Here is a 25,269-nt window from a genome sequence, read left to right as displayed (position 1 = left end):
CTCAGTGAGTAGAATTTAGAATCTGAAATAGTTTTCAGCATTATCATGGCAAATATTTTTAACCATCTTCGTTAGGATGGTGTTATTATCCGGAACTTCACCACGCTCCACCCAGCCACCAATGATATTGCACAAAATACGACGGAAATAATCGTGGCGAGTATACGAAACCAGACTACGGGAATCGGTTAACATACCGACAAAATTCATTAATAGCCCCTGATCCGCAAGGCTATGTAGCTGGTTTTCCATTCCGCGTTGAGTGTCGTTAAACCACCATCCGGAGCCAAACTGTATCGGCGATTTAACGCCCAATTCCGCAGTCTGAAAATTAGCGATAGTCGTCGCGACAATATCGTTATAGCTGGCGTTGAGGTTATATAGAATGGTTTTGGGCAAAGCTTCAGCCTGCGCCATTGCATCCAGGAGTTGGTTGAGATTGGCCGCAAGATTCGACTGATCGGTCAGCGAGTCAAAACCAGTATTACTACCCAAAGAACGGTACATGCGGGAATTATTATTGCGAATCGCACCGAAGTGTATCTGCATTGCCCAGTTATGCTGCCTGTAATTATGCGCCAGCATAATAAAAATGGCACTGTCAAGAATCGCATTATTACGGGCGTCCAGATTTTCACCCCGGCGCTTTCGGGCAAACACGGATTCAACCTGACTTTCATCTGCTGACTGAAAATGGATCTCCACGGGTCCGTGATCGGAAATTCGGCACCCCATTTCGTGGAACCAGGCAATACGCTGGCTCATTCCCTTAACAAAATCGCTGAATGTCTGGATTTTAGATCCTGTCGTCTCACCTAATCGATCGATAAAGTCGGCAAACTGTTCCGCGTTTTGCGCAAAAACATCGTCCGGACGAAAGGTCGGTAATACCTTAACGTTGAACGTCGCGTCATCACGCAATAATTGATGGTAGCGTAAATCATCAAGCGGAGCATCTGTCGTGCAAATAACTTCTACCCTGGAGCGTTTAATGAGTTCCCTCGGCGTAAAATCAGGCTGATGCAATAGCAGATTACAGTGCTCCATTATTTCACGCCAGTTATGCCTGCCCAGCGGTTCGTCACAGTTAAAATAGTGGTGAAGTTCTAAATGAGTCCAGTGATAGAGCGGATTTCCATAGCTCGCTTCGACCGTTTCAGCCCATGCCGCAAATTTATCCTCCGCCGGGGCATCGCCCGTAATGTATTTTTCGTCAATACCGTTGGCGCGCATGGCGCGCCATTTATAATGATCGCCAGCCAGCCAGAGTTCGGTAATATTATCGAGATTTTTATTCTTGAAGATATCTTTCGCGTCCAGGTGACAGTGATAATCAATAATTGGCAGCGCTTTCGCGACGTTACGATAAAGTTCAACACCTCTCGCATTGCCAATCATAAAGTTATCGTTAATAAAACTCATGACAGGGCTCCATATTTCCGCTGCTTCGCTGCGGTATCGCTCTGGCGCAGGGGTTCAGCTGCATCTTCCACCAGGCTCAAATCGCGGTCGCGCACTTCTGGCATCAGCAAAGCGGAGACCAGCCCAATCAGCGAGTACGCCACCAGCATCGCCACAATCGGCCACCAGGACCCGGTCATATTGCAGAAGATCCCCGCCAGCACCGGACCAAAGCCTACCGCCACCAGACCGCCCGCCTCTTTGGAGATCGCCATGCGGGTAAAGCGGTTTCGCGAACCAAACATCTCCGCCATGGTGATGTTTTCCAGCGCAAACAGCCCGAGCACCGCAAAGTTATGAATAACGATGATAGAGAGCATAATCACGCCCGGCGCGTAACTCTTATCGACGATAATCGACAGCATCGGGTAAGCCAGAATAATGGCTGAAATGTTAAGGATGATATATGGCAGACGGCGCCCCACTTTATCGGACAGCCAGCCCAGCAGCGGGATGGAGACGAAGCCAAGAATCGAGCTGATCATCAGCGCATCGGTTGGGATCGCCTTATCAAATAACAGCGTCTGTACCAAGTACCCGGCAAGGAAGGTCTGGATAAGCCCAGAGTTACCGGCCTGACCAAAGCGCAGCCCCGTCGCCAGCCAGAACGATTTGCTCTTAAACATCGCGCCGACCGAGGTATCCTGCGCAGCAACCGGCGCAACGGCTTCGGCATCGTTTACCTTCTCAAACACCGGGCTCTCTTTAAGGTTCATACGCAGCCAGATGGCGAAGATCATCACCACCACGCTGGCGAGGAACGGCACGCGCCAGCCCCAGGCAATAAGTTCTTCACGATCGAGGGCAAAGAACATCACGGCCCAGATCGCCGTGGCGCTCAGCGTCCCGCAGTTGGTGCCCATGGCCACCAGCGAGGAGATGATGCCGCGTTTACCCTTCGGGGCGTATTCGGCCAGCATGGTGCCTGCGCCGGAGATTTCAGCCCCCGCGCCCAGCCCCTGAATAATACGCAGCGTCACCAGCAGCACCGGTGCGAAAATCCCGATCTGCGCGTAGGTTGGCAGGACGCCGATTAAGGTGGTGCAGATCCCCATCATGGTGATGGTGATAAACAGCACTTTTTTACGGCCAATTCTGTCGCCCATTCTGCCGAAGATAAATGCCCCGACAATACGCGCGATGTAGCCTGCGCCGTAGGTGCCCATCGCCAGGATCAGCGCCATGGCCGCGGACTGCTCAGGGAAGAAAATTTCATGAAACACCAGCGCGGCGCCAAGGGAGTAGAGCTGGAAATCCATAAACTCCAGGGCGGTGCCCAGCCAGCCAGATACGGCGGCTTTCACCAGATCTGACGTACTTCTTTGAGGTTGTGCTTGAGTCATAATGGCTATCTCTGCAAGGTAAGATGCGTACCACTGAGAGCCTGTCTTCGCAGGCTCTTAACCGCGTGAATTATTATTGGTCGAACGTGAGCAAGACTTTGCAGCACTGCCGCTGGTCTTTTTCAAACAGTTCGATGGCGTCTGTAACGTGGTGATAGTCAAATGTATGGGTGACCAGTTTTTCAGGGTCGATCAGCCCTTTTTCCAGCCAGTCAATGACCACCGGGAATTTGTTGGCATTCAGGCGCGAAGAGAAGATCGACAGCTCTTTGCCGGTGATCCCCTGCTGCACAATCTGGCTCGGGTCGCTGGAGAAGCCCATCAGCACGATGCGCGCCGCCGGAGACGCCAGCGTAATCGCTTCCTGTAAAATGGACGGATGACAGGCAGCATCGATGATTAACGTCGGCTTGATGCCTTTTTCATCCAGCGCGGCCTGTAAAGAATGCTCGCCGTTGTTGAAGACCCAGTCTGCGCCGCTGCGTTGCGCCATCTCCAGCCGCTCATCAATGCGATCCACCACGATGACCTGCTTCACCTTGTAAACGCCCTTCAGCGCCTGCACGGTGACCAGCCCCATCGGGCCTGCGCCGTAAATCAGCGCCACATCCTGTTCGGTGGGTTTCGCCTGCCCCGTCACGTTGGCGGCAATGGTGAATGGCTCAACCATCACCGCGTGGTGGTCAGGGATCGCATCCGGAATGCGCCAGGCATTTTTCGCCGGCACCACGGCGTATTCGCTGAAGCCGCCGTCACGGTGGACGCCCAGCACCACCAGCGAAGTACAAACGTTCGGTTTTCCAACGGAACACGGGTAGCAGTGCCCGCAGCTGATCACCGGATCAACCGAAACGCGCTGGCCCAGTCGGGTGCCCTCCACGCCTTCGCCAACCGCGTCTATTTCGCCAAAGAACTCGTGACCGATTACCCGCGGGTATTTCGCAAACGGGTTATGCCCGCGATAGATATGGCTGTCTGAACCGCAAATACCGGCGAGCTTAATTTTGACGCGGACGTCGCCTGCGCCCGGCAACGGGAGAGGACGCTCTTCAATCACCAGCACATCCGGCTGTTGGATCACTACGCTTTTCATCATTCGCTCCTCGTTTACCAGTTCCAGAGGGTGCCGTCTTCCAGACGAGCCACCGGCAGATAAGCCGGATCGTACGGGTATTTCGCCGCCAGCTTCTCATCAAACTCAATGCCCAGCCCTGGCTTGTCGCCCGGGTGCATATAGCCGTTATCGAAGCGCCAGCTGTGCGGGAACACTTCCAGCATCTGCTCCGAATACCCCATATACTCTTGCACGCCAAAGTTCGGTACCCACAGGTCAAAATGCAGCGCCGCGGCGTGGCAAATCGGCGACAGATCCGACGGGCCGTGTGAGCCGGTACGCACCTGATAAAGTGAGGCAAAGTCCGCAATGCGACGCATCCCGGTGATGCCGCCCGCATGGGTTATGGTGGCGCGGATATAGTCAATGAGCTGCTCTTCAATCAGCTGCTTGCAGTCCCAGATGCTGTTGAACACTTCCCCCACCGCAATTGGCGTGACGGTGTGCTGGCGGATCAGGCGGAAACACTCCTGGTTTTCAGCGGGAGTCGGATCTTCCATCCAGAACAGACGGTACTCTTCAATGCTTTTGCCGAATCGCGCCGCTTCGATGGGCGTCAGACGGTGGTGCATGTCGTGAAGGAGATGTTCATTGAAGCCGAACTGACTGCGCACTGCGTCGAACAGTTTCGGCGTGAAGTCGAGGTATTTTTCAGTGGACCATAGCTGCTCTTCCGGCCAGGCGCCCTTGGTCGCTGGCTCATACGCCAGCCCTTTTCCTTTTGCCATGCCGTAGGTGGTTTTCATTCCCGGCACGCCGCACTGCACGCGAATTGCCTTGAAGCCCATCTCTTTATGACGGGCATAATCTTCCAGCACGTCGTCAATGGTGTGCCCGGTGGTGTGACAATAAACCATCACCCCTTCCCGGGAGGCTCCGCCCAGAAGCTGATAGAGCGGCATGTTCGCGGCTTTCGCCTTAATGTCCCACAGCGCCATATCCACGGCAGAAATCGCTGACATGGTGACCGGACCACGACGCCAGTAAGCGCCTTTATAGAAGAACTGCCAGATATCTTCGATGCGGTGCGCATCGCGGCCAATCAACTGAGGGCACAGGTGATCTTTCAGGTAGGAGGCAACGGAAAGTTCACGTCCGTTCAGCGTGGCATCACCCAGGCCGACAATGCCCTCATCGGTGGTGATTTTAAGGGTGACAAAGTTACGCCCCGGGCAGGTGACAAATACTTCAGCCCCGACAATCTTCATAATCCATTTCCTTACATCGCTCGTTGTGATGCAGGAAATTTACGCAACTACACTACTACCATACAAGTATAATGATCGTAAAATCAGCGGGCGATCACACTATAAGGACGCTTATGCGCGTCCCCAACCGGCCACGATGATCAACATGCCGCACAGGGCAATCAGCGCGCCTGCCCAGTCATACAGGCTTAGCCTGACGCCATCGACAACGCGCAGCCACAGCAGCGCGGTACAGACGTACACTCCGCCGTAGGCCGCATATACCCTCCCGCTGGCGGCCGGATGCAGGGTGAGCAGCCAGACAAAAAGGGCCAGGGACACACCCGCCGGGATCAGCAGCAGCGCGGAAGCGCCCCGCTTTAGCCAGAGCCACGGCAAAAAGCATCCGATGATTTCGCACAGCGCGGTCGCGAAAAAAAGCAGCGTCGTTTTGAACATTTTTCTCGTTTCGTGAGGATTGATTTAGACATCATACGCGATAATGTTCACATCGTTCCCATACCTGCCGCGCGGGTATGACACCCTTTCGGATTGGTGTAGAATCCAACGGGGTAATCCGATTGTCTGCACCCGTTTAAAGGAAACGCTATGACTACATTAAGCAAACGCCTTTGTCTGACAGCCGTACTGGCGCTGTCATCGTTCGCCTTCGCCGCAACGGCATCAGCCGAAACCAGCAAACTCATCATTGAGTCTGGTGACAGCGCGCAAAGCCGTCAGAACGCCGCCATGGACAAAGAACAATGGAATGACACCCGCAGCCTGCGTCAGAAAGTGAATAAGCGCGTGGAAAAAGAGTGGGATAAAGAAGACGTCGCGTTTGATGCCCGCGACAAATGCCAGCAAAGTGCCAACGTCAACGCCTATTGGGAGCCTAACACCCTGCGCTGTCTGGATCGTCGCACTGGCCGCACGGTAGCACCGTAATGTCGACGCCGTGTGACGTTAAGCTCCGTCCGCTGGAGCGCGAAGATTTACGCTTTGTTCACCAGCTCGACAACAATGCCAGCGTGATGCGCTACTGGTTTGAAGAGCCTTATGAGGCGTTTGTCGAGCTGTCCGATCTCTACGACAAGCATATCCACGATCAGAGTGAACGCCGGTTTGTGGTGGAGTGCGAAGGTGAGAAAGCCGGGCTGGTTGAACTGGTTGAGATCAACCACGTTCACCGTCGAGCGGAATTTCAGATCATTATTTCACCGGAGCACCAGGGGAAAGGTCTTGCGTCGCGGGCGGCAAAGCTGGCGATGGATTACGGGTTTAACGTCCTGAATCTCTACAAGCTTTACCTTATCGTCGACAAAGAGAACGAAAAAGCGATTCATATCTACCGTAAGCTGGGCTTTATGGTGGAAGGTGAACTGATCCATGAGTTCTTTATTAACGGCGAATACCGTAACACCATCCGCATGTGCATTTTCCAGCATCAGCATCTGGCCGGGCATAAGTCCTCCTCCGCCAGCCTGCTTAAACCCACCGCGCAGTAACCTGCGCGGTTTTATTCTCAATAATATTCAATGCTGTTTTTGATGGTGTACTTGTGCTCAACGGCAGGTTTGACGCTGTCATCGGTGATCACCAGCTCACAGCTCACCGGGTTATTGTGGCGATCGTAATCACAGCTCTGCTTTACATTGCCCATCGGTTTATCGTTCAACAGGCTTACCGCCGTATAATCCATGCGCTTGCGCAGATCTTTCGACGGCACCGACTTGACCGATAAACGCTTGTCGCCGGAAACCGTAGTTTTACCCAGCGGGTAGCCGTCGGCGTCATACTGGTACTTCACTTCCATCTCTTTGCTGTGCGCGGCAACCACAAACCCGTTATCGTCCGTGTCCCACGTCAGGCCGGCAGACGGCAGTTCCGCCAGCTGACATTTTCCCTGCAACTTTACCTTCTGCTGCTGGGTTTCCGCATCGACGTAGTAGTTAGCATCCAGCACCAGCGCAACGCCCGTATTAGCGTCGAGATCGTGCAGTTCAAGCGTATCGAAACACCCTTCCGTTGACATCGTGCCGGTCACACGTTTAGAGACTTCACCCTTATCGTTGAACAGCGTCTGGGTAAAATCCTTCACCGGCCCGCGCAGAGGATCAAAGTCAAACTCGTTCGAAAAACTCGCCATCTCCGGCGTAAATGACAGCGGCGCGGTGTTGTTGTCGCATCCCACCAGTACCGTTGCCAGTAGCGTTATCGCTGCGTATTTGTTCACATCATTTACCGTTCAAAGAGAGATACAATCATATTAGCAAATACAGCAACTTACATAACAGCACTTCATTTGACTCTTTGCGCTGTATAAATCCGTCGTTTGCATTGACGAGACCTGCCAAAGTGGCTACTTTGGGCGCGGAAGATTCCACACTATTATAAAATTAGATTCTTAAATTTTCGGGTTAACATCATGATTTACGACTGTTTTTTATACTATGACGAAGATATGTTGCTCGACATCAGATTACATACTCTCGCTGATGTCGTTGACCGTTTTGTCATTGTAGAAGCAACACACTCTTTTACGGGCATACCGAGAGAATTGCATTTCGATATTACAAAGTTTGCCAAATTCAAAGACAAAATCATTTACGTGCCTTTTGACGCGCAGCCTATTTTAAACCGTGCGGATAATAACCAGGTTGATGCCTGGGCAAATGAAGCAGCGCTTCGCAACTCCATTATGAACGGGTTAAAAGACGCGGCTGACGACGATCTGATTCTGGTGTCAGACGTTGACGAAATCTTCTCTCCCGACACGGTCAGGGCCATTAATCCGCGCGCGCTCTGCACGACTATTCATCAAAACGTGTTCAACTATCAGTTTAATCTTCAGGTTCACAACACGGATGGTACGCCGAGAAAATGTACCTTGCCCCGCGCGACGTCCTATTACAACCTTAAGCATTTCTTCCACGGTGAGCCTGAATCTTTCAGAAACTGGAAGCGTGCGCGCAAAGATAAAAACTGGTCATGGTTTAAATGGAACTGGCTAAAAATCAATAATAAAATTGTGAAAGATGGCGGCTGGCATTTCTCATGGGTAATGACTCCAGAAAGAATTTCCGAAAAAATGTCTACCATTTCTCATACCGAATACGATCTGCCGGAATTTAATAACCCGGAACATATTATGAAGGTTATTACCAACGCCGAAGATATCTGGGGACGAGACCGAAAACTGGTCAGGCAAGAGGTATCAAAACGCACCCTGCCTTCTTATCTGGTAGACAATCAGCACCATTACTCGCAATTTATTTTATGACGCAGGCAGGGCTCCAGGACAATTCAGAAAGACAGGTCCAAAAACAAAAGCTTACCCTAACCCTGCTATGCTTACAGTCTACACAGTGAAAAGGAGCTACAGATGAAACGGTTACCCTGGATTACCGCCCTGCTGTTAATGAGTGCTTCACCCGCTCTTCTTGCGGCCCCGGACTCCTGCGAGCGCGTGAAAAGCGACATTCAGCAGAAGATTATCAACAACGGCGTACCGGAGTCTGGCTTTACCCTGAACATCGTCCCGAACGATCAGGCCGATCAGCCGGATGCGCAGGTCGTTGGGCATTGTGCCAACGATACTTTCAAAATTTTGTACACCCGCACCAGTAGCGGCAACTACCCGGTGAGCGGCGCAGGTACGCAAGAGAATGCGCCCGCTGAGCCGCAATGATTTTCCCACTCAATTCCCCTGATTTGACGAGGATTAATATTTAATACCTCTAAATAAGTAACACTCCCCCCATCATTAGCCCGGTTGTAGTCACGGGTGAAAATAATTATTAACAATGATGGGGTGAGTTATGTCCGAAGTTGAACATCACGGCGGTTTAAGCCGTCGAACTCTGGTTAAATCTACTGCCATAGGATCCCTGGCGCTTGCCGCCGGTGGGATCGCATTACCTTTTGGTCTGAAAAGCGCCGCCGCCGCTGTGCAGTCCGCTATTCAGCCCGCAGAAGATAAAGTCGTCTGGGGCGCCTGCTCGGTAAACTGCGGTAGCCGCTGCGCGCTGCGTCTGCACGTTCGCGATGACGAAGTCTACTGGGTTGAAACGGATAATACCGGCGAGGATATCTACGGCAACCATCAGGTTCGCGCCTGCCTGCGAGGCCGTTCAATTCGCCGTCGCATTAATCACCCAGACCGTCTGAATTATCCGATGAAACGCGTGGGCAAACGCGGAGAAGGCAAGTTTGAGCGTATCACCTGGGAAGAAGCGCTGGACACCATCGCCGCGAGCCTGAAAAGCGTGGTCGAAAAATACGGCAACGAAGCGGTCTACATTAACTACTCCTCCGGAATTGTAGGCGGCAACATCACCCGCTCCTCCCCTTATGCCTCGCTGGTCGCGCGCCTGATGAACTGCTACGGCGGCTTCCTCAGCCACTACGGCACCTACAGCACCGCGCAGATCGCCTGCGCAATGCCCTACACCTACGGCAGCAACGACGGCAACAGCACATCGGATATCGAAAACACCAAACTGGTCGTGATGTTCGGCAATAATCCGGCGGAAACGCGCATGAGCGGCGGCGGGATCACTTACTACCTCGAGCAGGCGCGCGAACGGTCAAACGCGCGGATGATCGTTATCGATCCACGCTATACCGACACTGCCGCAGGGCGTGAAGACGAGTGGATCCCAATTCGTCCTGGCACCGATGCCGCGCTGGTGGCTGGTATTGCGTGGGTGCTGATTAATGAAAATCTGGTCGATCAACCTTTCCTCGATAAATACTGCGTGGGTTATGACGAAAAAACCCTGCCGGAAGGCGCACCGGCTAATGGTCATTACAAAGCCTATATTCTCGGCCATGGTGATGACAAAACCGCGAAAACCCCTGAGTGGGCGTCTCGAATAACGGGCATCCCTGCCGATCGCATCATTAAGCTGGCCCGTGAAATCGGTTCGGCGAAACCGGCCTACATTTGCCAAGGCTGGGGCCCGCAGCGTCAGGCTAACGGGGAGCAAACGTCCCGCGCCATCGCCATGCTGCCGATCCTGACCGGCAACGTCGGCATTAACGGCGGCAACAGCGGCGCGCGCGAATCGACCTACACCATCACCATCGAACGCATGCCGCTGCCGGAAAATCCGGTGAAAACGCAAATTTCCTGCTTCAGCTGGACGGATGCCATTGCCCGTGGACCGGAGATGACCGCCCTGCGCGACGGCGTACGCGGCAAAGATAAGCTCGATGTGCCGATCAAGTTCATCTGGAACTACGCGGGTAATACCATCATCAACCAGCATTCCGATATCAACAAAACTCACGACATTTTGCAGGATGAGAACAAGTGCGAAACGATCGTCGTCATCGACAACTTTATGACCTCGTCCGCGAAGTATGCCGATATTGTTCTGCCGGACCTGATGACCGTCGAGCAGGAAGATATCATCCCCAACGATTACGCCGGCAACATGGGATACCTGATTTTTCTCCAGCCGGTTACCGCCCCGAAGTTCGAGCGCAAGCCCATCTACTGGATCATGAGTGAAGTGGCGAAACGCCTCGGACCGGATATCCATCAGAAATTCACCGAAGGCCGTACGCAGGAGCAGTGGCTGCGCTACCTGTACGCCAAAATGGTCGCCAAAGATCCGCTGCTGCCATCCTACGATGCGCTGAAAAAAATGGGTATTTATAAGCGCAAAGATCCTAACGGACATTTTGTGGCCTATAAAAAATTCCGTGACGATCCGGATGCCAATCCGCTGAAAACCCCGTCGGGCAAAATCGAGATCTACTCCAGCAAGCTGGCGGATATTGCGGCAACCTGGGAACTGCAAAAAGACGAAACCATCACCCCGCTGCCGGTCTATACCTCAACCTTTGAAGGCTGGGACGCGCCCGAGCGCAGCAAATTCCCGCTGCAACTGTTCGGTTTCCACTTTAAAGCCCGTACCCACTCCAGCTACGGCAACGTGGATGTGCTCCAGGCCGCCTGTCGCCAGGAGGTGTGGCTTAACCCTGTGGATGCGGAGCAACGTGGAATCAAAAACGGGGATATGGTGCGCGTCTTCAACGACCGCGGCGAAGTGCGTATTGCCGCGAAAGTCACCCCGCGCATCATGCCCGGCGTAAGCGCGATGGGCCAGGGCGCCTGGCATGACGCCAACATGAACGGCGATCGTGTCGATCACGGCTCCTGCATCAATACCCTGACCACACACCGCCCGTCACCGCTGGCGAAAGGCAACCCGCAGCACACGAACCTGGTGCAGATCGAGAAGGCATAAGGATTAACCGATGACTACCCAGTATGGATTTTTTATTGATTCCAGCCGCTGCACCGGGTGTAAAACCTGCGAGCTGGCCTGCAAGGATTACAAAGACCTGACCCCGGACGTCAGCTTCCGGCGTATTTATGAATATGCGGGCGGCGACTGGCAGGAGGACAACGGCGTCTGGCATCAGAATGTCTTCGCCTATTACCTGTCGATTGCCTGCAACCACTGCGAAGATCCGGCCTGCACCAAGGTCTGCCCGAGCGGGGCAATGCACAAGCGCGACGACGGTTTTGTGGTGGTGGACGAGGATGTCTGCATCGGCTGTCGCTACTGCCACATGGCCTGCCCGTACGGCGCGCCGCAGTACAATGCCGCCAAAGGCCACATGACCAAGTGCGACGGCTGCCACAGCCGCGTGGCGGACGGCAAAAAGCCCATCTGCGTCGAATCCTGCCCGCTGCGCGCGCTGGACTTTGGCCCGATTGAAGAGCTGCGCAAAAAACACGGTCAGCTTGCTGCCGTCGCGCCGCTGCCGTCTGCGCACTTCACGAAGCCGAGTATTGTGATTAAACCTAACGCCAACAGCCGTCCGACGGGTGACACCACCGGCTACCTGGCAAACCCGAAGGAGGTGTGAGATGGGAAGTGGATGGCATGAATGGCCGCTGGTGATCTTCACCGTTTTCGGGCAGTGCGTGGCCGGCGCGTTAATCGTGATGGGCTTCGTCTGGCTTAAGGAAAATGATGACAAGGCCAGCATGCGCATCGTGCGCAGCCTGTTTTTTCTCTGGCTGGTAATGGGTATTGGGTTTATGGCCTCGGTACTGCATCTTGGCTCCCCGCTGCGTGCCTTCAACTCGCTTAACCGCGTGGGCGCGTCAGCGCTGAGTAATGAGATCGCGGCGGGTTCGATCTTCTTTGCCGTGGGCGGTTTCTGGTGGCTGGTGTCGGTTATCGGTAAAATGCCCCCAGCTTTGGGCAAAATCTGGCTGGTTGTCAGCCAGATCCTGGGCATCGTTTTTGTCTGGGCGATGACCCGGGTCTATCAGATTGAGACTGTCCCGACCTGGTATACGGGTTACACCACGCTGAGCTTCTTCCTGACGATGGTTCTGGCTGGTCCTCTGCTGGCCGCGCTGCTGCTGCGCGTCGCAAACGTGACATTCAAAGGTACTCTTGCTGCGTCAGTCAGCGTACTGGCACTTATCGTCTGCGTGGCGGTCGTCGTGTTGCAAAGCAATACGCTGGGGACAATACAGAGTTCCATCCAGCAGGCTAACGCCCTGCTTCCGGATTATGGTTCGCTTCAGGTATGGCGCATCGCGTTGCTGGCGGCGGGTTTAGGCTGCTGGATCTGCCCGCTGATTCGTCGTCAGGAGCCAAAAACGCTCGGCCTGTTTGCAGGTGTCGTGCTGGTGGCGCTGGGTGAACTGATTGGCCGTGGGCTATTTTATGGTCTGCATATGACCGCAGGGTTAGCAATTGCAGGTTAACACAGGTGCGCGGGGCTACCCGCGCGCAAGTAAGGAAAGTTGTAATGAATGACGTCTCACACCGCGAATCGTTCGCGTTCAGCGCCCGGGTACTGGGCGCGCTGTTTTATTTCGCTCCAGACAGCGAGCAGACCGCGCCGCTGGTGAGTGCCCTGACCGCAGGTGACTGGGTTCAGGACTGGCCGCTGGCGGAGGGAAATCTGCTGCCTGTCGCCAGTATGTTTAAGACCCCATCGGATGAAGCGTTGAAAGACGCCTGGCAGCGTCTGTTTATTGGCCCGTATGCCCTGCCCGCCCCCCCGTGGGGCTCGGTCTGGCTTGATCGCGAGTCCGTGCTGTTTGGCGATTCGACCCTCGCGTTGCGTCAGTGGATGCGTGAAAACCATATCGCCTTTGAGATGCAGCAGAATGAGCCCGAAGATCATTTCGGAACGTTGCTGATGCTGGCGGCATGGCTTGCCGAGAACGGTCGCGAAACAGAACGCGACCAGCTTCTTGCCTGGCATCTGCTGCCATGGAGCACGCGTTTCCTTAGCGTATTCGTTGAAAACGCGGCCCATCCGTTCTACACCGCGCTGGGTAAACTTGCCCAGCTGACGCTGGCGGAATGGCAGTCCACTTTGCTGATCCCGATTGTCGAAAAAACGCTGTACCGATAACAGCACCTGGCTTGTCCACCCGTTGTGCAGGCCAGGCTCGCACATTTTTGCTGCAACACAACGTCACAACTGCTATACTGTATATAATTACAGTATACGGGGGTGCACAATGGCTGTTGAAACAAAATTTGTTGTCGTAAGAAAAGGTGAAGAAAAAATGACATTTGCCAGTAAGAAAGAGGCTGACGCTCACGACAAGCTGCTCGATATGGCAGAAGCGTTTACCGACTGGCTGTTGCAAAGCGGAATGCAGATGGATGAAACGCAGGCGGAGAACCTTGGTCTTTATCTCGCCGAGCAGAAAGAGTCCGTGCAGCATATCCTGCGTACCAGCAAGCTTCCCGAGCTCAATGCTGAAACGGATAAAACAGCATCAGATGCGGACAGCAGCAAAAAAATCCGGGCCGTCAAAGCCGCCTGATCGTCAGAGCGTCTCATCACCTGTCCTGCCGCCGCGGGCCGGAAACGGCTCGCGGCTTTATTAAGGTCGGCTGAACCTTATATTCATCAACCGTAACCCTGAAAATACGTCCTGTTATCTTGATTTGTCCGCCTCAACGTTTACGCTGATATTCAGCCTTTTTGCTTCCATGGTTATCATTGTTTTGGCCAGGTCCTTATCGCCCCCGTGCACTTTATCTATCAGATCCTGTACAAGGGTCATCATCAGGAAGTTTTTATTTGCAGGATAGAAATCTGTCGTAGTGATCCCGTTATCCTTCAGGCGCTGATGCGCCACCGTCTCTGTATCTGCGATTATTTCAGCTACTTTCTCATGCATGATCTCGATCTGCTCGAAAACAATGCGGTTAATCATTTCAATCTGTTCTGGCGTAAAATTCGGTTCCATTATTTCCCCTCGTCAGGCGTATGTTAAAAACACGTGAATCACACGTTGAGCGCCTCTGAATGGTGCGGTAAATTATCACACAACTCTTGTAACTCGTTGATCAGCCTGGCCACATGGAAACCGTCACAGACAGAATGATGGACCTGAACGGCGAAAGGCAACAAGACCTTTCCATCCTGGTTATAGTATTTTCCAAACGTGAACATGGGCGCAAAAAAATTCCGCATGTTAGCGACGTTGACGTTGAAACTGCTAAAGCTGACCCACGGAATATCCGATATGAAGAATATATTCTCCCGGGACTCTTCTTTAGGCCAGTAAGCAAGGATATTGCCATAGCGGGCAACATCTTCTGCATAAACGCGCTGAAAATGGTGAATATTTCCATCGTAATGACTCCATAACGATGAAAATGTCTCCGTTTCTTTATGGAAAAGGGTATAGCTTGGATGAACCTCATTCCATATTACAAGCTCATCATCCTTCATGGCCATACGGAATTCCGGATGCCGGTTTACGACGTCAGAAATAAGGGAAATAATCGCAGGATAAAATTTCCAGCCAACCTCTTTGATATGCTTTAGCAGCACGGTAATGTCCAGCTGAACCGTTTGGTTAAATGTAGATTGAGCAAAGCCCTGAAATACTTCAAAGTGTTCCTTTCTTGCCCAACGTGATAAGTCAACTACCGTATATTCTGGCATTATTTTTGTCATTTCAGAGCCTTAGTTGAGCTGCGCTATATAAAATAGTAGCGTATCACAAACGTAGGGGCTGTATAGACCGTAGCGAAGAGGCACCCTAAATTTTCAGCGTATCAATCACCGCTCTCAGCGCCGGGGATACGTTGCGGTGTGGATAATAGAGGTACAGTCCGTCCATCCGCAGGCTGTAGCGCTGTAAGACGCGTATAAGCGTGCCACGCTCCAGATCGTCAGCCACCAGCTCAACCGGGACATAGGCCAGCCCGAGTCCCAGCCGGGCCGCTTCGGCCTCCATGTAGCTGTCGGAAAAGGCCCATTGCCCCTCCGGGCGGTGAGTAACATGCTTCCCGTCCTGAACAAGCTCCCATTGATAGTGGTTACCGTCGGCAAACTGGTAGGCAATGCAGGGATGAGCATCCAGATCGGCGGGCGTCTGCGGGAAACCATAGCGCCGAAAATGCGCCGGAGCGGCAACCACAGCCATCTCCATATCGGGCGTGATGCGCACGGCAATCATTCCTTGTCCCACCTCCGGCCCAAGCCGGACGCCCGCGTCGAATCGCTCGGCAATGATATCCACGAACCGGCTCTCATTCATCAATTCCAGACGGATATCCGGGTAACGCTGTTTGAAGATAGCGAGCTTTGGCAGCAGGCATTTTTCGATGGCGTGCTGGCTGGCATTAATACGCACCGTGCCGGATGGCGTCTGGCGGTAATGCGCCAGTCTGGTCAGCCCGGTATCGAGCGCATCAAAGGCTGAACCAGCGGTCTGGTAAAGTTGCTCCCCGGCGTGGGTCAGCGACAGTTTGCGCGTTGTACGCACCAGAAGCCGAACGCCCAGCCGCTCTTCCAGCTCGCGAACCGATCGACTGATCCCGGATTGTGCCAGCCCGAGCCGTTGCGCGGCTGCCGTGAAGCTTCCCTCCCGCACCACCTGGATAAACAGATACAGCTCATTGTAGTTTTCCCGCTTCGCCATCATGCCTCATCAATTCATAACAATATGATATTAATCCTAGCAGCCTTTGGCCTCTAATCAGCACTATTTCTGCTAACTATAATGACCGCATTACAACAACACACGGTACCTCTTATGCAAACATTCACCCAAAAACTGTCCGTTGCGCTGCTGCTATGCGCATCATTAAGTGGAGTGACAACAATGAGTTATGCAGAAACACGAAATCCTGCCGCCCCCGTTTCGATGGTGACAACCTGGGATAAGACCTTCGCCGAGAGCAATAAAGTCGACCACCGCAAGGTGACGTTCGAGAACCGATACGGGATCACCCTGGTCGGCGATCTGTACATTCCCAGGAACAGCGGCGACCAGAAGCTGGCGGCGATTGCCGTCAGTGGACCGTTCGGTGCGGTAAAAGAACAATCCAGTGGTCTTTACGCCCAGACTCTGGCTGAACAGGGGTTCGTGACCCTGGCCTTCGACCCATCCTACACGGGTGAAAGCGGCGGCCAGCCGCGTAACGTTGCCTCCCCTGACATCAACACCGAAGACTTTAGCGCCGCAGTGGATTTCCTCGGATTACAGAAAGAAGTCGACCGTAACCGTATCGGCATTCTCGGGATCTGCGGCTGGGGTGGTATGGCGCTGAACGCGGCATCCATGGATACCCGCGTGAAGGCGGTCGCCACCAGCGTAATGTACGATATGAGCCGCGCGATGGGTCACGGCGTGGGCGACGGGAAAGATCGTTATTCAGCGGCCGATCGCCGGGCCGTGTTGCAGTATCTGAACGCGCAACGCTGGAAAGATGCTGAAAGCGGCACCTTCGCCCATGGCGGCCACGATATTTATGTCGATGAAAACGGTAAGGTAACGGCGGCCGGGCGTATTCTGCCGGAAGCATTGCCCGCCGATCCGCATCCGGTACTGAAAGAGTTCTATGATTACTACCGTATGCCGCGCGGCTTCCATGCCCGTTCCGTAAACTCCACCGGCGCATGGACCGCGACCATGCCGTTGTCCTTTATGAATATGCCGCTGCTGAGCTATGCCGGGGAGATCACCATCCCAACGCTGATTGTGACCGGTGAAAACGCGCACTCACGTTATTTTGCGGAAGATGCGTTTAAAGCTGTCGGCAGCAAACAGAAAGAACTGGTGATTGTTCCCGGTGCGAATCACGTTGATCTCTACGATAACGTCGCAGGGAAAATCCCGTTCGCGCAGTTCGGGCAGTTTTTCAAAACCAGTCTGGATTAATTCTCTTAGCCCCCGGCAATCAGGGGGCTTATCTTCTCTTCGCCGTGAATTACACCTATGTCCACACTGAATCAAACCTCATCCCGTGATGCTGAGCGTGCACACTGGGGCGGTATTTTTGCCATGACCCTGTGCGTTTTTGTCCTCATTGCCTCGGAATTTATGCCCGTCAGTCTGCTCACGCCCCTCGCCAGAGATTTAGGGGTGACAGAGGGGACGGCTGGCCAGGGGATCGCCCTCTCTGGTGCGCTGGCTGTCCTGACCAGCCTTTTTCTTTCCCGGCTTGCCGGGAATATGAATCGCAAACATCTTCTTTCAGGCATGACCGTCCTGATGGCGCTGTCAGGGATCATTATCACCTTCGCCCCAAACGCTTTGATGTATATGGCAGGCCGGGCGCTGATCGGCATCGCCATCGGCGGTTTCTGGTCGATGTCTGCTGCCACCGCCATTCGGCTGGTGCCTCAGCATCAGGTCTCTCGTGCGCTGGCGATTTTTAACGGCGGCAACGCGCTGGCGACGGTGGTCGCCGCCCCGCTGGGCAGTTATCTCGGCTCGACCATTGGCTGGCGCGGCGCGTTTCTTTGCCTGGTTCCCGTGGCGATTGTGGCGTTCATCTGGCAATATTTTAGCCTGCCCAACATGGGCGGGAACCAGCGGCCGTCGCCACATAAAAGCGTATTTCGCCTGCTCCACCAGCCTGCGGTTTCGGTGGGTCTGATGGCGTGCGGCCTGTTCTTCATGGGACAGTTTGCGTTATTTACCTATGTGCGCCCCTTCCTCGAAACCGTCACCCACGTCAGTCCTTCCGGCTTATCGCTGATCCTGCTCACTATCGGTATCGCAGGTTTCATCGGCACGCTGATCGTCGCGCTGGTCCTGAATGCCGCGTTTTACCTCACCTTAATGGCCATACCGCTGCTTATGGCGCTGATTGCAGGGGTATTAATGCTCACCGGGGACAGCCTGTGGATCGTGGCCCTGCTGTTAGGTTTCTGGGGAATGCTGGCAACTGCGGCCCCCACGGGCTGGTGGACGTGGATAGCCCGTACGTTACCGGAAGATGCCGAGGCTGGCGGCGGGCTAATGGTCGCGGTGATCCAACTCTCTATTGCGCTTGGCTCAACGGCGGGTGGCGTGGTGTTTGATACCTTTGGCTGGCAGAGCACCTTCGCTTTAAGCAGCATATTACTCCTGAGTGCAGGGGTGCTGACTTTTACGACGTCGCGCCATCGGAAATAAGGCATTATATTAACAGGGTTGTTTTATTTAATTACAAAACCTCGCTCACCTCCCGTTGAAATAATAATTAAGCAATATCCTGGTCAGCCAGCGACATCGCTTTGTTAGCTTGAGCGTTCAGGCAAAGCTCAAACCGGAGGTATTCTTTGCTGATTAAATTAAAGAAAGAACGAACGCATCAGGAGGATCGTCGTCTTGCCCTCTGGCTGGCGACCTCCGCGGGACTGCTGAATGCCATTGCGCTGGGCGCGTTCGGTTTTTTTCCCTCGCATATGACGGGCAATACCTCGCAGCTATCCAGCGAAGTTTCCTCCACCGATCTCAGCGATATTCTTTTCTTTGGTGCCATTATTCTTTCGTTTGTCTCAGGCGCCATCGCTGCGCGGATTATTGTTATCTGGGGGATTATCCATAACGTCAGGCTGGTATTCAGCCAGGTTCTGTTTGTTGAAGGGTTATTACTGGCCGGGGTATCCCTGTACGAAATGTATTTTCACTCCTTCGCCACGAATCAGGAGATTATTATTTTCCTGTGCGGGTTGATGGGAATTCATAATTCCACCTCCACTCAACTATCCGGCGGTCGGGTGAGATCCACGCACATCACCGGCACGCTGACCGATGCGGGCATTTCGCTGGCCTCCGTTATGGTCGCCATGCTGCGCCGGGATTACTCCAAAGATACGGCCGCGCAAAAGAGTCAGCTCAAAACCCATTTAACTACCCTTTTCTCCTTTATCAGCGGCGGGATCGCGGGGCTGATCCTGTTCAGAGAGTTTGGATTCCACGCGATGCTGGCGCTGGGCCTGTTGCTGGTAATCGTCGCCGCCTTCTCTATCGTCCGCATCTCGTGGCGCGTACGCAAGGTGCGCGCCGCGCTCAGTCGACAAGTATAATCAGCACGCTTTATGTGACGTTGTCACGTAAGGCGTACTTCTTTAAGACTATTCTGCCTGCCCACTGACAGCCCTTATGCCATAAGGCTTCACTCAGGTTGTCACTAATTTCATAGGGTTACTGATTTACCCCCTTCGCTGGAACCCTTCCGTTTCGCTTGCTATAGGTGAAGTACCCCTGCCGAAACATGGCATAACAACAGGCAACCGGTGGTTGCTATAACGCATGCGCACAGGGAGACACACCGCAATGCACCCATTACTTAAACGTTCGCTGCTTTTTGTCGGCGCGATTATCGTGGTTCTCGCTCTCCTCACCTGGGGAATAGGACTGGAAACGATTAAGGCGCGCCAGGTTGACCTGATTTACCTCGGGCAACAGCACCTGATTCTGGTCTTTTCATCCATGTTCTTTGCCCTGCTGGTGGGCATTCCAAGCGGTATTCTGCTGAGCCGTCCGGCCGCGCGTGGTATCGCCGAATATGTGATGCAAATCTTTAACGTGGGCAACACCCTGCCGCCGCTGGCCGTTCTGGCACTGGCGATGGTGGTGATTGGCATCGGTGATAAACCGGCCATTATCGCCCTCTTTCTGGCCTCTCTGCTGCCGATTGTGCGTAACACCTATGCCGGGCTGTGCTCTGTTCCCGCGTCGTTGCTGGAAGCGGCAAACGGTATCGGCATGACCAAATGGCAGCGCCTGCGTCAGGTTGAGATCCCTAACGCGTGGCCGGTGATGCTTTCCGGTATTCGCATTGCCACTGCGATTAACGTCGGTACCGCACCGCTGGCATTCCTGATTGGCGCCAGCAGCTACGGCGAGCTGATTTTCCCGGGGATCTATCTGAATGATTTCCCGACGCTGATCCTGGGCGCGGCGGCCACCGCTCTGTTCGCCCTGATTCTGGATACGCTGCTGGCGGCACTGGGTCGATTACTGAGCCCGCATCTCGCGCGATAATTATAACAAGGAGCATCTATGAGACTGTTTTCCGGGCTGACGGCGCTATGCGCCGCCGCGCTCTTCACCAGCCAGGCGCTCGCCGCGCCGCTGATCCTGGCCACCAAGAGCTTTACCGAGCAGCACATTCTCTCGGCCATGACCGTGCAGTATCTGCAAAAGAAAGGGTTTCAGGTACAGCCTCAGACCAATATTGCAACGGTGATTTCCCGTAACGCGATGATCAACAAGCAGATTGATATGACCTGGGAGTATACCGGCACCTCGCTGATCATCTTCAACCACATCAACAAACGCATGTTGCCGCAGGAATCGTACGAGACGGTGAAACGCCTCGATGCGAAGCACGGTCTGGTGTGGCTTAAACCTGCCGATATGAACAATACCTATGCCTTTGCCATGCAGCGCAAGCGCGCCGAGGCTGAACATATCAATACCATGTCTGAGATGGTGGCAAAGATTGAGCAGATCCGTAAAACCGATCCGGATAACAACTGGCTGCTGGGCCTTGACCTGGAATTTGCCGGGCGCAGCGACGGGATGAAACCGTTGCAGGCGGCCTACAACATGGAGCTGGACCGCCCGCAGATCCGCCAGATGGATCCGGGTCTGGTCTATAACGCGGTGCGCGACGGGTTTGTCGATGCGGGGTTGATCTACACCACCGACGGGCGCGTAAAGGGCTTCGATCTTAAAGTGCTGGAAGATGATAAAGGCTTCTTCCCGAGTTACGCCGTGACGCCAGTTGTTCGAAAAGACACGCTGGAGGCTAATCCGGGGCTGGAGGAGGCGCTGAACACCCTATCAGCCCAGCTCAATAACGACGTTATCACCGAACTGAATAAGAAGGTGGATATCGATCATCAGTCACCGCAGCAGGTCGCCCGTGATTTCCTGCGTAGCAAACAGTTGCTGTAGGAGGCGCTATGGAGACGATTCACTATATTCTCGACAACTGGGACTATCTCTTAACCCTGACGCTGCAACACCTGTGGCTGGTGGCGCTCGCCGTGGGCCTGGCGATTATTATTGGCGTGCCGCTGGGCATTTTAATTGTCCGCCATAAATGGCTGGCAACGCCGGTGCTGGGGATTGCCACCATTGTGCTCACCATCCCGTCAATTGCGCTTTTCGGCCTGATGATCCCGCTCTTTTCGCTGATCGGTCAGGGCATTGGCGCCCTGCCCGCGATTACGGCAGTGTTCCTCTATTCGCTGCTGCCGATTGTGCGTAACACCCACACGGCGCTCGACAGCCTGCCGCCGGGCCTGCGTGAAGCGGGACGCGGCATCGGCATGACCTTCTGGCAGCGTCTGCGCTGGGTGGAAATCCCGATGGCGTTGCCGGTGATTTTTGGCGGCATCCGCACCGCCGTGGTGATGAACATCGGCGTCATGGCGATTGCCGCCGTGATCGGCGCGGGCGGGCTGGGCCTGCTGCTGCTTAACGGTATTGGCGGGAGTGATATTCGTATGTTGATTGCGGGCGCGCTGATGATTTGTCTTTTAGCGATTGTGCTCGACTGGTTGCTGCACCGTTTGCAGGTGGTACTGACTCCGAAGGGGATTCGATAATGATAAAACTGGAAAACCTCACCAAACAATTTTCACAGAAACACGGCCAGACGTTTAAGGCCGTCGACAACGTCAACCTGAACGTGCCTGAAGGGGAAATGTGCGTGCTGCTCGGCCCGTCCGGCTGCGGGAAAACCACTACCCTGAAGATGATCAACCGTCTCATTACGCCAAGCAGCGGGACGATCCTGATTAACGGCGAAGACACCAGCGGAATGGACACCGTGACCCTGCGTCGCAACATTGGCTACGTGATCCAGCAAATTGGCCTGTTCCCCAACATGACCATCGAAGAGAACATTACCGTCGTGCCGCGCATGCTGGGCTGGGATAAAGCGCGCTGTAAATCCCGTGCCGAAGAGCTGATGGATATGGTGGCAATGGATCCGCATAAATTCCTTCACCGCTATCCGCGCGAAATGTCCGGCGGTCAGCAGCAGCGTATCGGCGTCATCCGCGCGCTGGCAGCGGATCCTCCGGTCCTGCTGATGGATGAACCGTTCGGCGCGGTCGACCCGATTAACCGTGAGGTGATCCAGAACCAGTTCCTGGAGATGCAGCGCAAGCTGAAAAAGACCGTGATGCTGGTGAGCCACGATATTGACGAAGCGCTGAAGCTGGGCGACCGTATTGCCGTCTTCCGTCAGGGACGTATCGTGCAGTGCGCCAGCCCGGACGAGCTGCTGGCGAAACCCGCGAATGAGTTTGTTGGCTCGTTTGTTGGTCAGGACCGGACGTTGAAACGCCTGCTGCTGGTATCGGCGGGCGACGTCACCGACCAGCAGCCTACCATTACGGTACGCGAATCGACGCCGCTGCCGGAGGCCTTCGCCACCATGGATGACAACGATATTCGCGCCATTACCGTGGTTGATGAGCACGGCAAACCGCTCGGCTTTGTGAAGCGCCGCGAAGCGCGTAACGCCAGCGGCAGCTGCGGGGATATTCTGCATCCGTTCCGCATGACCGGTAAGGCCGAGGATAACCTGCGCGTGGTGCTTTCTCGCCTGTATGAGAGCAACACCAGCTGGATGCCGATTGTGGACGAGGACGGACGCTATAACGGCGAAATATCCCAGGATTATATTGCGGAGTATTTGAGCTCAGGGCGTACGCGCCGGGCGTTGAATATTCATAGCGAGAGTTAAGCATTCAGGCCGGGTACTGCCCGGCCTTTTTCCGCACGCATACCTTTTGCTAACCTCCCGATTTACCGCCACAATATTGTATCGTCCCCGTTAAATCACGGCTTCATGCAACGTCTTCACGCTTACCCCGACATCCGCGCGATGTTTCGTCGTCTCCTGATTGCTACCGTCACCGGCGTGCTGGCGGCGCTGGCCGTTGCGGTGTTCCGCCACAGCATGTATCTGCTGGAGTGGCTATTTCTCAGCAACGAAAGCGGAAGTCTGGTGAACGCCGCAGCCGCGTTATCGCCCTGGCGGCGGGCGCTGACGCCTGCGCTGGGTGGTCTGGCCGCGGGAATGCTACTGTGGGGATGGCAGCGCATGACGGCACAACGTCCCCACGCCCCCACCGATTATATGGAAGCGCTTGAGACGGGTGACGGCCAGTTTGATTACGGCGCCAGCCTGGTGAAATCCCTCGCGTCGTTGCTGGTGGTCGCCAGCGGCAGCGCCATCGGCCGTGAAGGCGCCATGATCCTGCTTGCTGCCCTCGCCGCCTCCTTTTTTGCACAACGTTGTACGCCGAAATCCGAATGGAAACTGTGGATCGCCTGCGGTGCCGCCGCCGGGATGGCCAGCGCCTATCATGCGCCGCTGGCGGGCAGCCTGTTTATCGCAGAGATCCTGTTTGGCACGCTGATGCTGGCCTCCCTCGGCCCGGTGGTGATTGCTGCTGTAGTGGCCCTGCTGACCACGCGCCTGTTAAGTCCCGGCGCGAATACGCTATATGATGTCCATCTCAGCGAGATGCTTACGGCGGTGGATTATTTCCTGATCGTTGGCGTGGGTCTGCTGGCTGGCGTTTGCGGCCCGCTGCTGATGTGGCTGATGGCGGCCAGCCACAGGCTGTTTCTGCGTCTCAAACTTTCACCGCCGTGGCAGCTGGCGCTGGGTGGTCTGATCGTCGGGCTGCTGTCGCTGCTGACGCCGAAGGTATGGGGGAATGGCTATAGCGTGGTTCAGGCGTTTTTGCAGTCGCCGCCGCTGCTGTCGGTGATTGCTGGCGTCTTTATTTGCAAACTGCTGGCGGTGCTGGCAAGCAGCGGGTCCGGCGCGCCGGGAGGCGTGTTCACGCCAACCTTGTTTGTCGGTATGGCAACGGGAATGCTGTTTGCGCAGATCTTTGCGCTGTGGTTTCCTGGCTCTGAGACGGCGATCCTGCTCGGGCTGGCGGGTATGGCGACGCTGCTCGCCGCCACAACGCATGCGCCAATCATGTCGGCCTTGATGGTATGTGAGATGACCGGGCAGTATTTTTTACTTCCCGGTTTGCTGGTTGCCTGTGTTGTGGCGTCGGTATTGTCGAGAACGCTACGCCACGACTCGATCTACGGCCAGCATACCGCCGAAAGCCGAGAGATCGATGTAGTGCGCTAATTCGCGCTGCTCGGCGCGGGGCAGATAAGGCAGTTCGCCCACCAGCGGGCCAGGCAGCTTTTTGCTCAGCACATCGATGATTTCAGCGTAGTGCGCAAGGCCCGGGTTAATACGGTTCGCCACCCAACCAATCAGCGGCAGGCCGTCATTAGCGATAGCCTGCGCCGTCAGCAAGGCATGGTTGATGCACCCTTCCTGAATGCCCACGACCATAATCACCGGCAACTGCTCCTGCACCACCCATTCGGAAAGGGGACGTAAATCGTTCATCAGGCTGCGCCAGCCGCCGGTCCCTTCAACGACAACGTGGTCAACCTTTTCACTCAGATTTGCCAGGCCATCAGAAAGCAGGCTGTAGTTGATAAGCCCACTGTGAGCGACGCTGCTTTCCTCTTCGCTTAAGGCGATAGGATTAACGGCATCATAAGGCAGTTCCAGAGACGAGACGCTTTGCAGAACCAGGGCATCCTTATTGCGCAGCCCTTCTGGCGTCTCTTTACTGCCTTTTGCAACCGGCTTGTATCCTGCAACGCGTTTACCGCTTGCCGCCAGGGCCTGAAGTAACGCGCGGGATACGACTGTCTTCCCGACAGACGTATCCGTACCAGTAATAAAGAAACGCTTAAGCATGACTCATTCCACCTCTTGGGTATGCTTCAAAATATAAACCAGGTAAATAATTCAGTGGGGAAAGTCTACGGGATGCGTGCGCTACCGGGCTTGAGATAGCGCAATTTTTCGTACAT

Annotated in this window: 27 protein-coding genes; 17 read left to right on the top strand and 10 right to left on the bottom strand. The window is 54.6% G+C overall.

All coding sequences use genetic code 11. The features are described from left to right. Positions 1-15: 15 nt before the first annotated feature. The 5 genes from uxaC to LOC22_RS20525 all read right to left on the bottom strand — a co-directional run bounded on the left by uxaC (position 16) and on the right by LOC22_RS20525 (position 5,564). The gene (uxaC, locus tag LOC22_RS20545) at positions 16-1,422 is read right to left on the bottom strand and encodes a glucuronate isomerase (protein ID WP_230239164.1); all 1,407 of its coding nucleotides are present in this window, start codon (positions 1,420-1,422) and stop codon (positions 16-18) included. Then, positions 1,419-2,804 carry an MFS transporter gene (locus LOC22_RS20540; RefSeq protein ID WP_017694076.1) on the bottom strand — a complete coding sequence of 462 codons (1,386 nt, stop codon included), beginning with the start codon at positions 2,802-2,804 and terminating at the stop codon, positions 1,419-1,421. Before LOC22_RS20540 ends, uxaC begins: the two co-directional genes overlap by 4 nt. Before the next feature lie 73 nt (positions 2,805-2,877). Continuing rightward, positions 2,878-3,897: a Zn-dependent oxidoreductase gene (locus LOC22_RS20535; protein ID WP_023296536.1), complete on the bottom strand. Its 1,020-nt coding sequence runs from the start codon at positions 3,895-3,897 to the stop codon at positions 2,878-2,880. A gap of 14 nt (positions 3,898-3,911) precedes the next feature. Next, positions 3,912-5,126, bottom strand: a complete 1,215-nt coding sequence (gene manD / locus LOC22_RS20530; RefSeq protein ID WP_017384541.1) for a D-mannonate dehydratase ManD — start codon at positions 5,124-5,126, stop codon at positions 3,912-3,914. Between the two features lie 111 nt (positions 5,127-5,237). Next, on the bottom strand, positions 5,238-5,564 hold the full coding sequence (locus tag LOC22_RS20525) for a YnfA family protein (RefSeq protein ID WP_003857412.1): 327 nt from the start codon (positions 5,562-5,564) through the stop codon (positions 5,238-5,240). Between the two features lie 150 nt (positions 5,565-5,714). On the opposite strand from LOC22_RS20525, the gene LOC22_RS20520 reads away from it, so the two are divergent. Both LOC22_RS20520 and speG read left to right on the top strand, forming a co-directional pair. Continuing rightward, positions 5,715-6,053: a DUF1283 family protein gene (locus tag LOC22_RS20520; protein WP_006808856.1), complete on the top strand. Its 339-nt coding sequence runs from the start codon at positions 5,715-5,717 to the stop codon at positions 6,051-6,053. Next, positions 6,053-6,613: a spermidine N1-acetyltransferase gene (speG, locus tag LOC22_RS20515; protein ID WP_003857416.1), complete on the top strand. Its 561-nt coding sequence runs from the start codon at positions 6,053-6,055 to the stop codon at positions 6,611-6,613. The genes LOC22_RS20520 and speG overlap by 1 nt, the downstream gene beginning before the upstream one ends. 17 nt (positions 6,614-6,630) lie before the next feature. On the opposite strand, the gene LOC22_RS20510 is transcribed toward speG, so the two are convergent. Further along, positions 6,631-7,341: a YnfC family lipoprotein gene (locus LOC22_RS20510; protein WP_017384542.1), complete on the bottom strand. Its 711-nt coding sequence runs from the start codon at positions 7,339-7,341 to the stop codon at positions 6,631-6,633. A 192-nt stretch (positions 7,342-7,533) separates the two neighbouring features. On the opposite strand from LOC22_RS20510, the gene LOC22_RS20505 reads away from it, so the two are divergent. The 7 genes from LOC22_RS20505 (at position 7,534) to LOC22_RS20475 (ending at position 13,929) form a co-directional block, all read left to right on the top strand. After that, positions 7,534-8,388, top strand: coding sequence for a benzoate transporter (locus tag LOC22_RS20505; protein ID WP_003857421.1), 855 nt, complete (start codon positions 7,534-7,536; stop codon positions 8,386-8,388). A gap of 102 nt (positions 8,389-8,490) precedes the next feature. Further along, a complete protein-coding gene (locus tag LOC22_RS20500) occupies positions 8,491-8,796 on the top strand; it encodes a DUF1161 domain-containing protein (protein WP_003857424.1) in 306 nt (101 codons plus the stop codon). 130 nt (positions 8,797-8,926) lie between these two features. After that, a complete protein-coding gene (gene ynfE / locus LOC22_RS20495; protein WP_230239163.1) occupies positions 8,927-11,365 on the top strand; it encodes a selenate/tellurate reductase subunit YnfE in 2,439 nt (812 codons plus the stop codon). A gap of 10 nt (positions 11,366-11,375) precedes the next feature. Then, a complete protein-coding gene (locus LOC22_RS20490) occupies positions 11,376-11,993 on the top strand; it encodes a DMSO/selenate family reductase complex B subunit (RefSeq protein WP_017384545.1) in 618 nt (205 codons plus the stop codon). Between the two features lies 1 nt (position 11,994). Then, entirely contained in the window at positions 11,995-12,849 is an 855-nt protein-coding gene (locus LOC22_RS20485) for a dimethyl sulfoxide reductase anchor subunit family protein (protein WP_017694079.1), read from the top strand. A 44-nt stretch (positions 12,850-12,893) separates the two neighbouring features. Next, positions 12,894-13,508, top strand: coding sequence for a Tat proofreading chaperone DmsD (gene dmsD, locus LOC22_RS20480; RefSeq protein ID WP_017694080.1), 615 nt, complete (start codon positions 12,894-12,896; stop codon positions 13,506-13,508). A 109-nt stretch (positions 13,509-13,617) separates the two neighbouring features. Next, positions 13,618-13,929 (top strand): YebG family protein, encoded by a 312-nt coding sequence (locus LOC22_RS20475; RefSeq protein ID WP_017384548.1) that lies wholly within the window; start codon positions 13,618-13,620, stop codon positions 13,927-13,929. Between the two features lie 114 nt (positions 13,930-14,043). Here the strand turns inward: LOC22_RS20475 and LOC22_RS20470 are convergent, their stop codons facing one another. From LOC22_RS20470 to LOC22_RS20460, 3 genes are all read right to left on the bottom strand, one after another. Beyond that, positions 14,044-14,358: a hypothetical protein gene (locus LOC22_RS20470; protein ID WP_017694081.1), complete on the bottom strand. Its 315-nt coding sequence runs from the start codon at positions 14,356-14,358 to the stop codon at positions 14,044-14,046. Between the two features lie 38 nt (positions 14,359-14,396). After that, positions 14,397-15,074: a type A chloramphenicol O-acetyltransferase gene (gene catA / locus LOC22_RS20465; RefSeq protein WP_015570622.1), complete on the bottom strand. Its 678-nt coding sequence runs from the start codon at positions 15,072-15,074 to the stop codon at positions 14,397-14,399. A gap of 85 nt (positions 15,075-15,159) precedes the next feature. Further along, positions 15,160-16,044, bottom strand: a complete 885-nt coding sequence (locus LOC22_RS20460; RefSeq protein WP_017384550.1) for a LysR family transcriptional regulator — start codon at positions 16,042-16,044, stop codon at positions 15,160-15,162. A gap of 114 nt (positions 16,045-16,158) precedes the next feature. Here LOC22_RS20460 and LOC22_RS20455 point away from each other — a divergent pair, with 114 nt between their 5' ends. From LOC22_RS20455 to clcB, 8 genes are all read left to right on the top strand, one after another. Beyond that, positions 16,159-17,286, top strand: coding sequence for an alpha/beta hydrolase (locus LOC22_RS20455; protein WP_032648188.1), 1,128 nt, complete (start codon positions 16,159-16,161; stop codon positions 17,284-17,286). Positions 17,287-17,343: 57 nt separating this feature from the next. Next, a complete protein-coding gene (locus LOC22_RS20450; protein ID WP_017694084.1) occupies positions 17,344-18,528 on the top strand; it encodes an MFS transporter in 1,185 nt (394 codons plus the stop codon). Positions 18,529-18,674: 146 nt separating this feature from the next. Beyond that, complete coding sequence (locus LOC22_RS20445) at positions 18,675-19,424, top strand: YoaK family protein (RefSeq protein WP_017384553.1); 750 nt, start codon at positions 18,675-18,677, stop codon at positions 19,422-19,424. Between the two features lie 250 nt (positions 19,425-19,674). Beyond that, complete coding sequence (gene osmY / locus LOC22_RS20440) at positions 19,675-20,385, top strand: osmoprotectant ABC transporter permease OsmY (protein WP_003857442.1); 711 nt, start codon at positions 19,675-19,677, stop codon at positions 20,383-20,385. A gap of 18 nt (positions 20,386-20,403) precedes the next feature. Beyond that, the gene (gene osmX, locus LOC22_RS20435; protein ID WP_047365579.1) at positions 20,404-21,303 is read left to right on the top strand and encodes an osmoprotectant ABC transporter substrate-binding protein OsmX; all 900 of its coding nucleotides are present in this window, start codon (positions 20,404-20,406) and stop codon (positions 21,301-21,303) included. Positions 21,304-21,311: 8 nt separating this feature from the next. Beyond that, positions 21,312-21,959 carry an osmoprotectant ABC transporter permease OsmW gene (gene osmW / locus LOC22_RS20430; RefSeq protein WP_006808875.1) on the top strand — a complete coding sequence of 216 codons (648 nt, stop codon included), beginning with the start codon at positions 21,312-21,314 and terminating at the stop codon, positions 21,957-21,959. Next, positions 21,959-23,107 carry an osmoprotectant ABC transporter ATP-binding protein OsmV gene (gene osmV, locus LOC22_RS20425; protein WP_003857446.1) on the top strand — a complete coding sequence of 383 codons (1,149 nt, stop codon included), beginning with the start codon at positions 21,959-21,961 and terminating at the stop codon, positions 23,105-23,107. Before osmW ends, osmV begins: the two co-directional genes overlap by 1 nt. A 105-nt stretch (positions 23,108-23,212) precedes the next feature. Beyond that, entirely contained in the window at positions 23,213-24,523 is a 1,311-nt protein-coding gene (clcB, locus tag LOC22_RS20420; RefSeq protein ID WP_023296525.1) for a voltage-gated ClC-type chloride channel ClcB, read from the top strand. On the opposite strand, the gene bioD is transcribed toward clcB, so the two are convergent. Further along, positions 24,458-25,153, bottom strand: coding sequence for a dethiobiotin synthase (bioD, locus tag LOC22_RS20415; protein ID WP_015570628.1), 696 nt, complete (start codon positions 25,151-25,153; stop codon positions 24,458-24,460). The genes clcB and bioD overlap by 66 nt on opposite strands. Positions 25,154-25,269 lie beyond the last annotated feature (116 nt).

Origin of the sequence: Enterobacter sp. AN-K1 (assembly GCF_020971765.1) — a bacterium.
GTDB classification, from domain to species: Bacteria; Pseudomonadota; Gammaproteobacteria; order Enterobacterales; family Enterobacteriaceae; genus Enterobacter; species Enterobacter hormaechei_C.
This window is presented reverse-complemented; position numbering and strand designations above follow the sequence as displayed.

Bases quoted from the DNA above. Each gene is read 5' to 3' on its own strand.
- clcB (WP_023296525.1), top strand. From the start codon at position 23,213: ATGCAACGTCTTCACGCTTACCCCGACATCCGCGCGATGTTTCGTCGT.
- manD (WP_017384541.1), bottom strand. From the start codon at position 5,126: ATGAAGATTGTCGGGGCTGAAGTATTTGTCACCTGCCCGGGGCGTAAC.
- LOC22_RS20500 (WP_003857424.1), top strand. From the start codon at position 8,491: ATGAAACGGTTACCCTGGATTACCGCCCTGCTGTTAATGAGTGCTTCA.
- LOC22_RS20490 (WP_017384545.1), top strand. From the start codon at position 11,376: ATGACTACCCAGTATGGATTTTTTATTGATTCCAGCCGCTGCACCGGG.
- LOC22_RS20520 (WP_006808856.1), top strand. From the start codon at position 5,715: ATGACTACATTAAGCAAACGCCTTTGTCTGACAGCCGTACTGGCGCTG.
- LOC22_RS20455 (WP_032648188.1), top strand. From the start codon at position 16,159: ATGCAAACATTCACCCAAAAACTGTCCGTTGCGCTGCTGCTATGCGCA.
- LOC22_RS20535 (WP_023296536.1), bottom strand. From the start codon at position 3,897: ATGAAAAGCGTAGTGATCCAACAGCCGGATGTGCTGGTGATTGAAGAG.
- catA (WP_015570622.1), bottom strand. From the start codon at position 15,074: ATGACAAAAATAATGCCAGAATATACGGTAGTTGACTTATCACGTTGG.
- bioD (WP_015570628.1), bottom strand. From the start codon at position 25,153: ATGCTTAAGCGTTTCTTTATTACTGGTACGGATACGTCTGTCGGGAAG.
- uxaC (WP_230239164.1), bottom strand. From the start codon at position 1,422: ATGAGTTTTATTAACGATAACTTTATGATTGGCAATGCGAGAGGTGTT.
- osmY (WP_003857442.1), top strand. From the start codon at position 19,675: ATGCACCCATTACTTAAACGTTCGCTGCTTTTTGTCGGCGCGATTATC.
- dmsD (WP_017694080.1), top strand. From the start codon at position 12,894: ATGAATGACGTCTCACACCGCGAATCGTTCGCGTTCAGCGCCCGGGTA.
- LOC22_RS20460 (WP_017384550.1), bottom strand. From the start codon at position 16,044: ATGGCGAAGCGGGAAAACTACAATGAGCTGTATCTGTTTATCCAGGTG.
- LOC22_RS20475 (WP_017384548.1), top strand. From the start codon at position 13,618: ATGGCTGTTGAAACAAAATTTGTTGTCGTAAGAAAAGGTGAAGAAAAA.
- osmW (WP_006808875.1), top strand. From the start codon at position 21,312: ATGGAGACGATTCACTATATTCTCGACAACTGGGACTATCTCTTAACC.
- LOC22_RS20540 (WP_017694076.1), bottom strand. From the start codon at position 2,804: ATGACTCAAGCACAACCTCAAAGAAGTACGTCAGATCTGGTGAAAGCC.
- speG (WP_003857416.1), top strand. From the start codon at position 6,053: ATGTCGACGCCGTGTGACGTTAAGCTCCGTCCGCTGGAGCGCGAAGAT.
- osmX (WP_047365579.1), top strand. From the start codon at position 20,404: ATGAGACTGTTTTCCGGGCTGACGGCGCTATGCGCCGCCGCGCTCTTC.
- osmV (WP_003857446.1), top strand. From the start codon at position 21,959: ATGATAAAACTGGAAAACCTCACCAAACAATTTTCACAGAAACACGGC.
- LOC22_RS20450 (WP_017694084.1), top strand. From the start codon at position 17,344: ATGTCCACACTGAATCAAACCTCATCCCGTGATGCTGAGCGTGCACAC.
- LOC22_RS20470 (WP_017694081.1), bottom strand. From the start codon at position 14,358: ATGGAACCGAATTTTACGCCAGAACAGATTGAAATGATTAACCGCATT.
- LOC22_RS20525 (WP_003857412.1), bottom strand. From the start codon at position 5,564: ATGTTCAAAACGACGCTGCTTTTTTTCGCGACCGCGCTGTGCGAAATC.
- LOC22_RS20485 (WP_017694079.1), top strand. From the start codon at position 11,995: ATGGGAAGTGGATGGCATGAATGGCCGCTGGTGATCTTCACCGTTTTC.
- LOC22_RS20505 (WP_003857421.1), top strand. From the start codon at position 7,534: ATGATTTACGACTGTTTTTTATACTATGACGAAGATATGTTGCTCGAC.
- ynfE (WP_230239163.1), top strand. From the start codon at position 8,927: ATGTCCGAAGTTGAACATCACGGCGGTTTAAGCCGTCGAACTCTGGTT.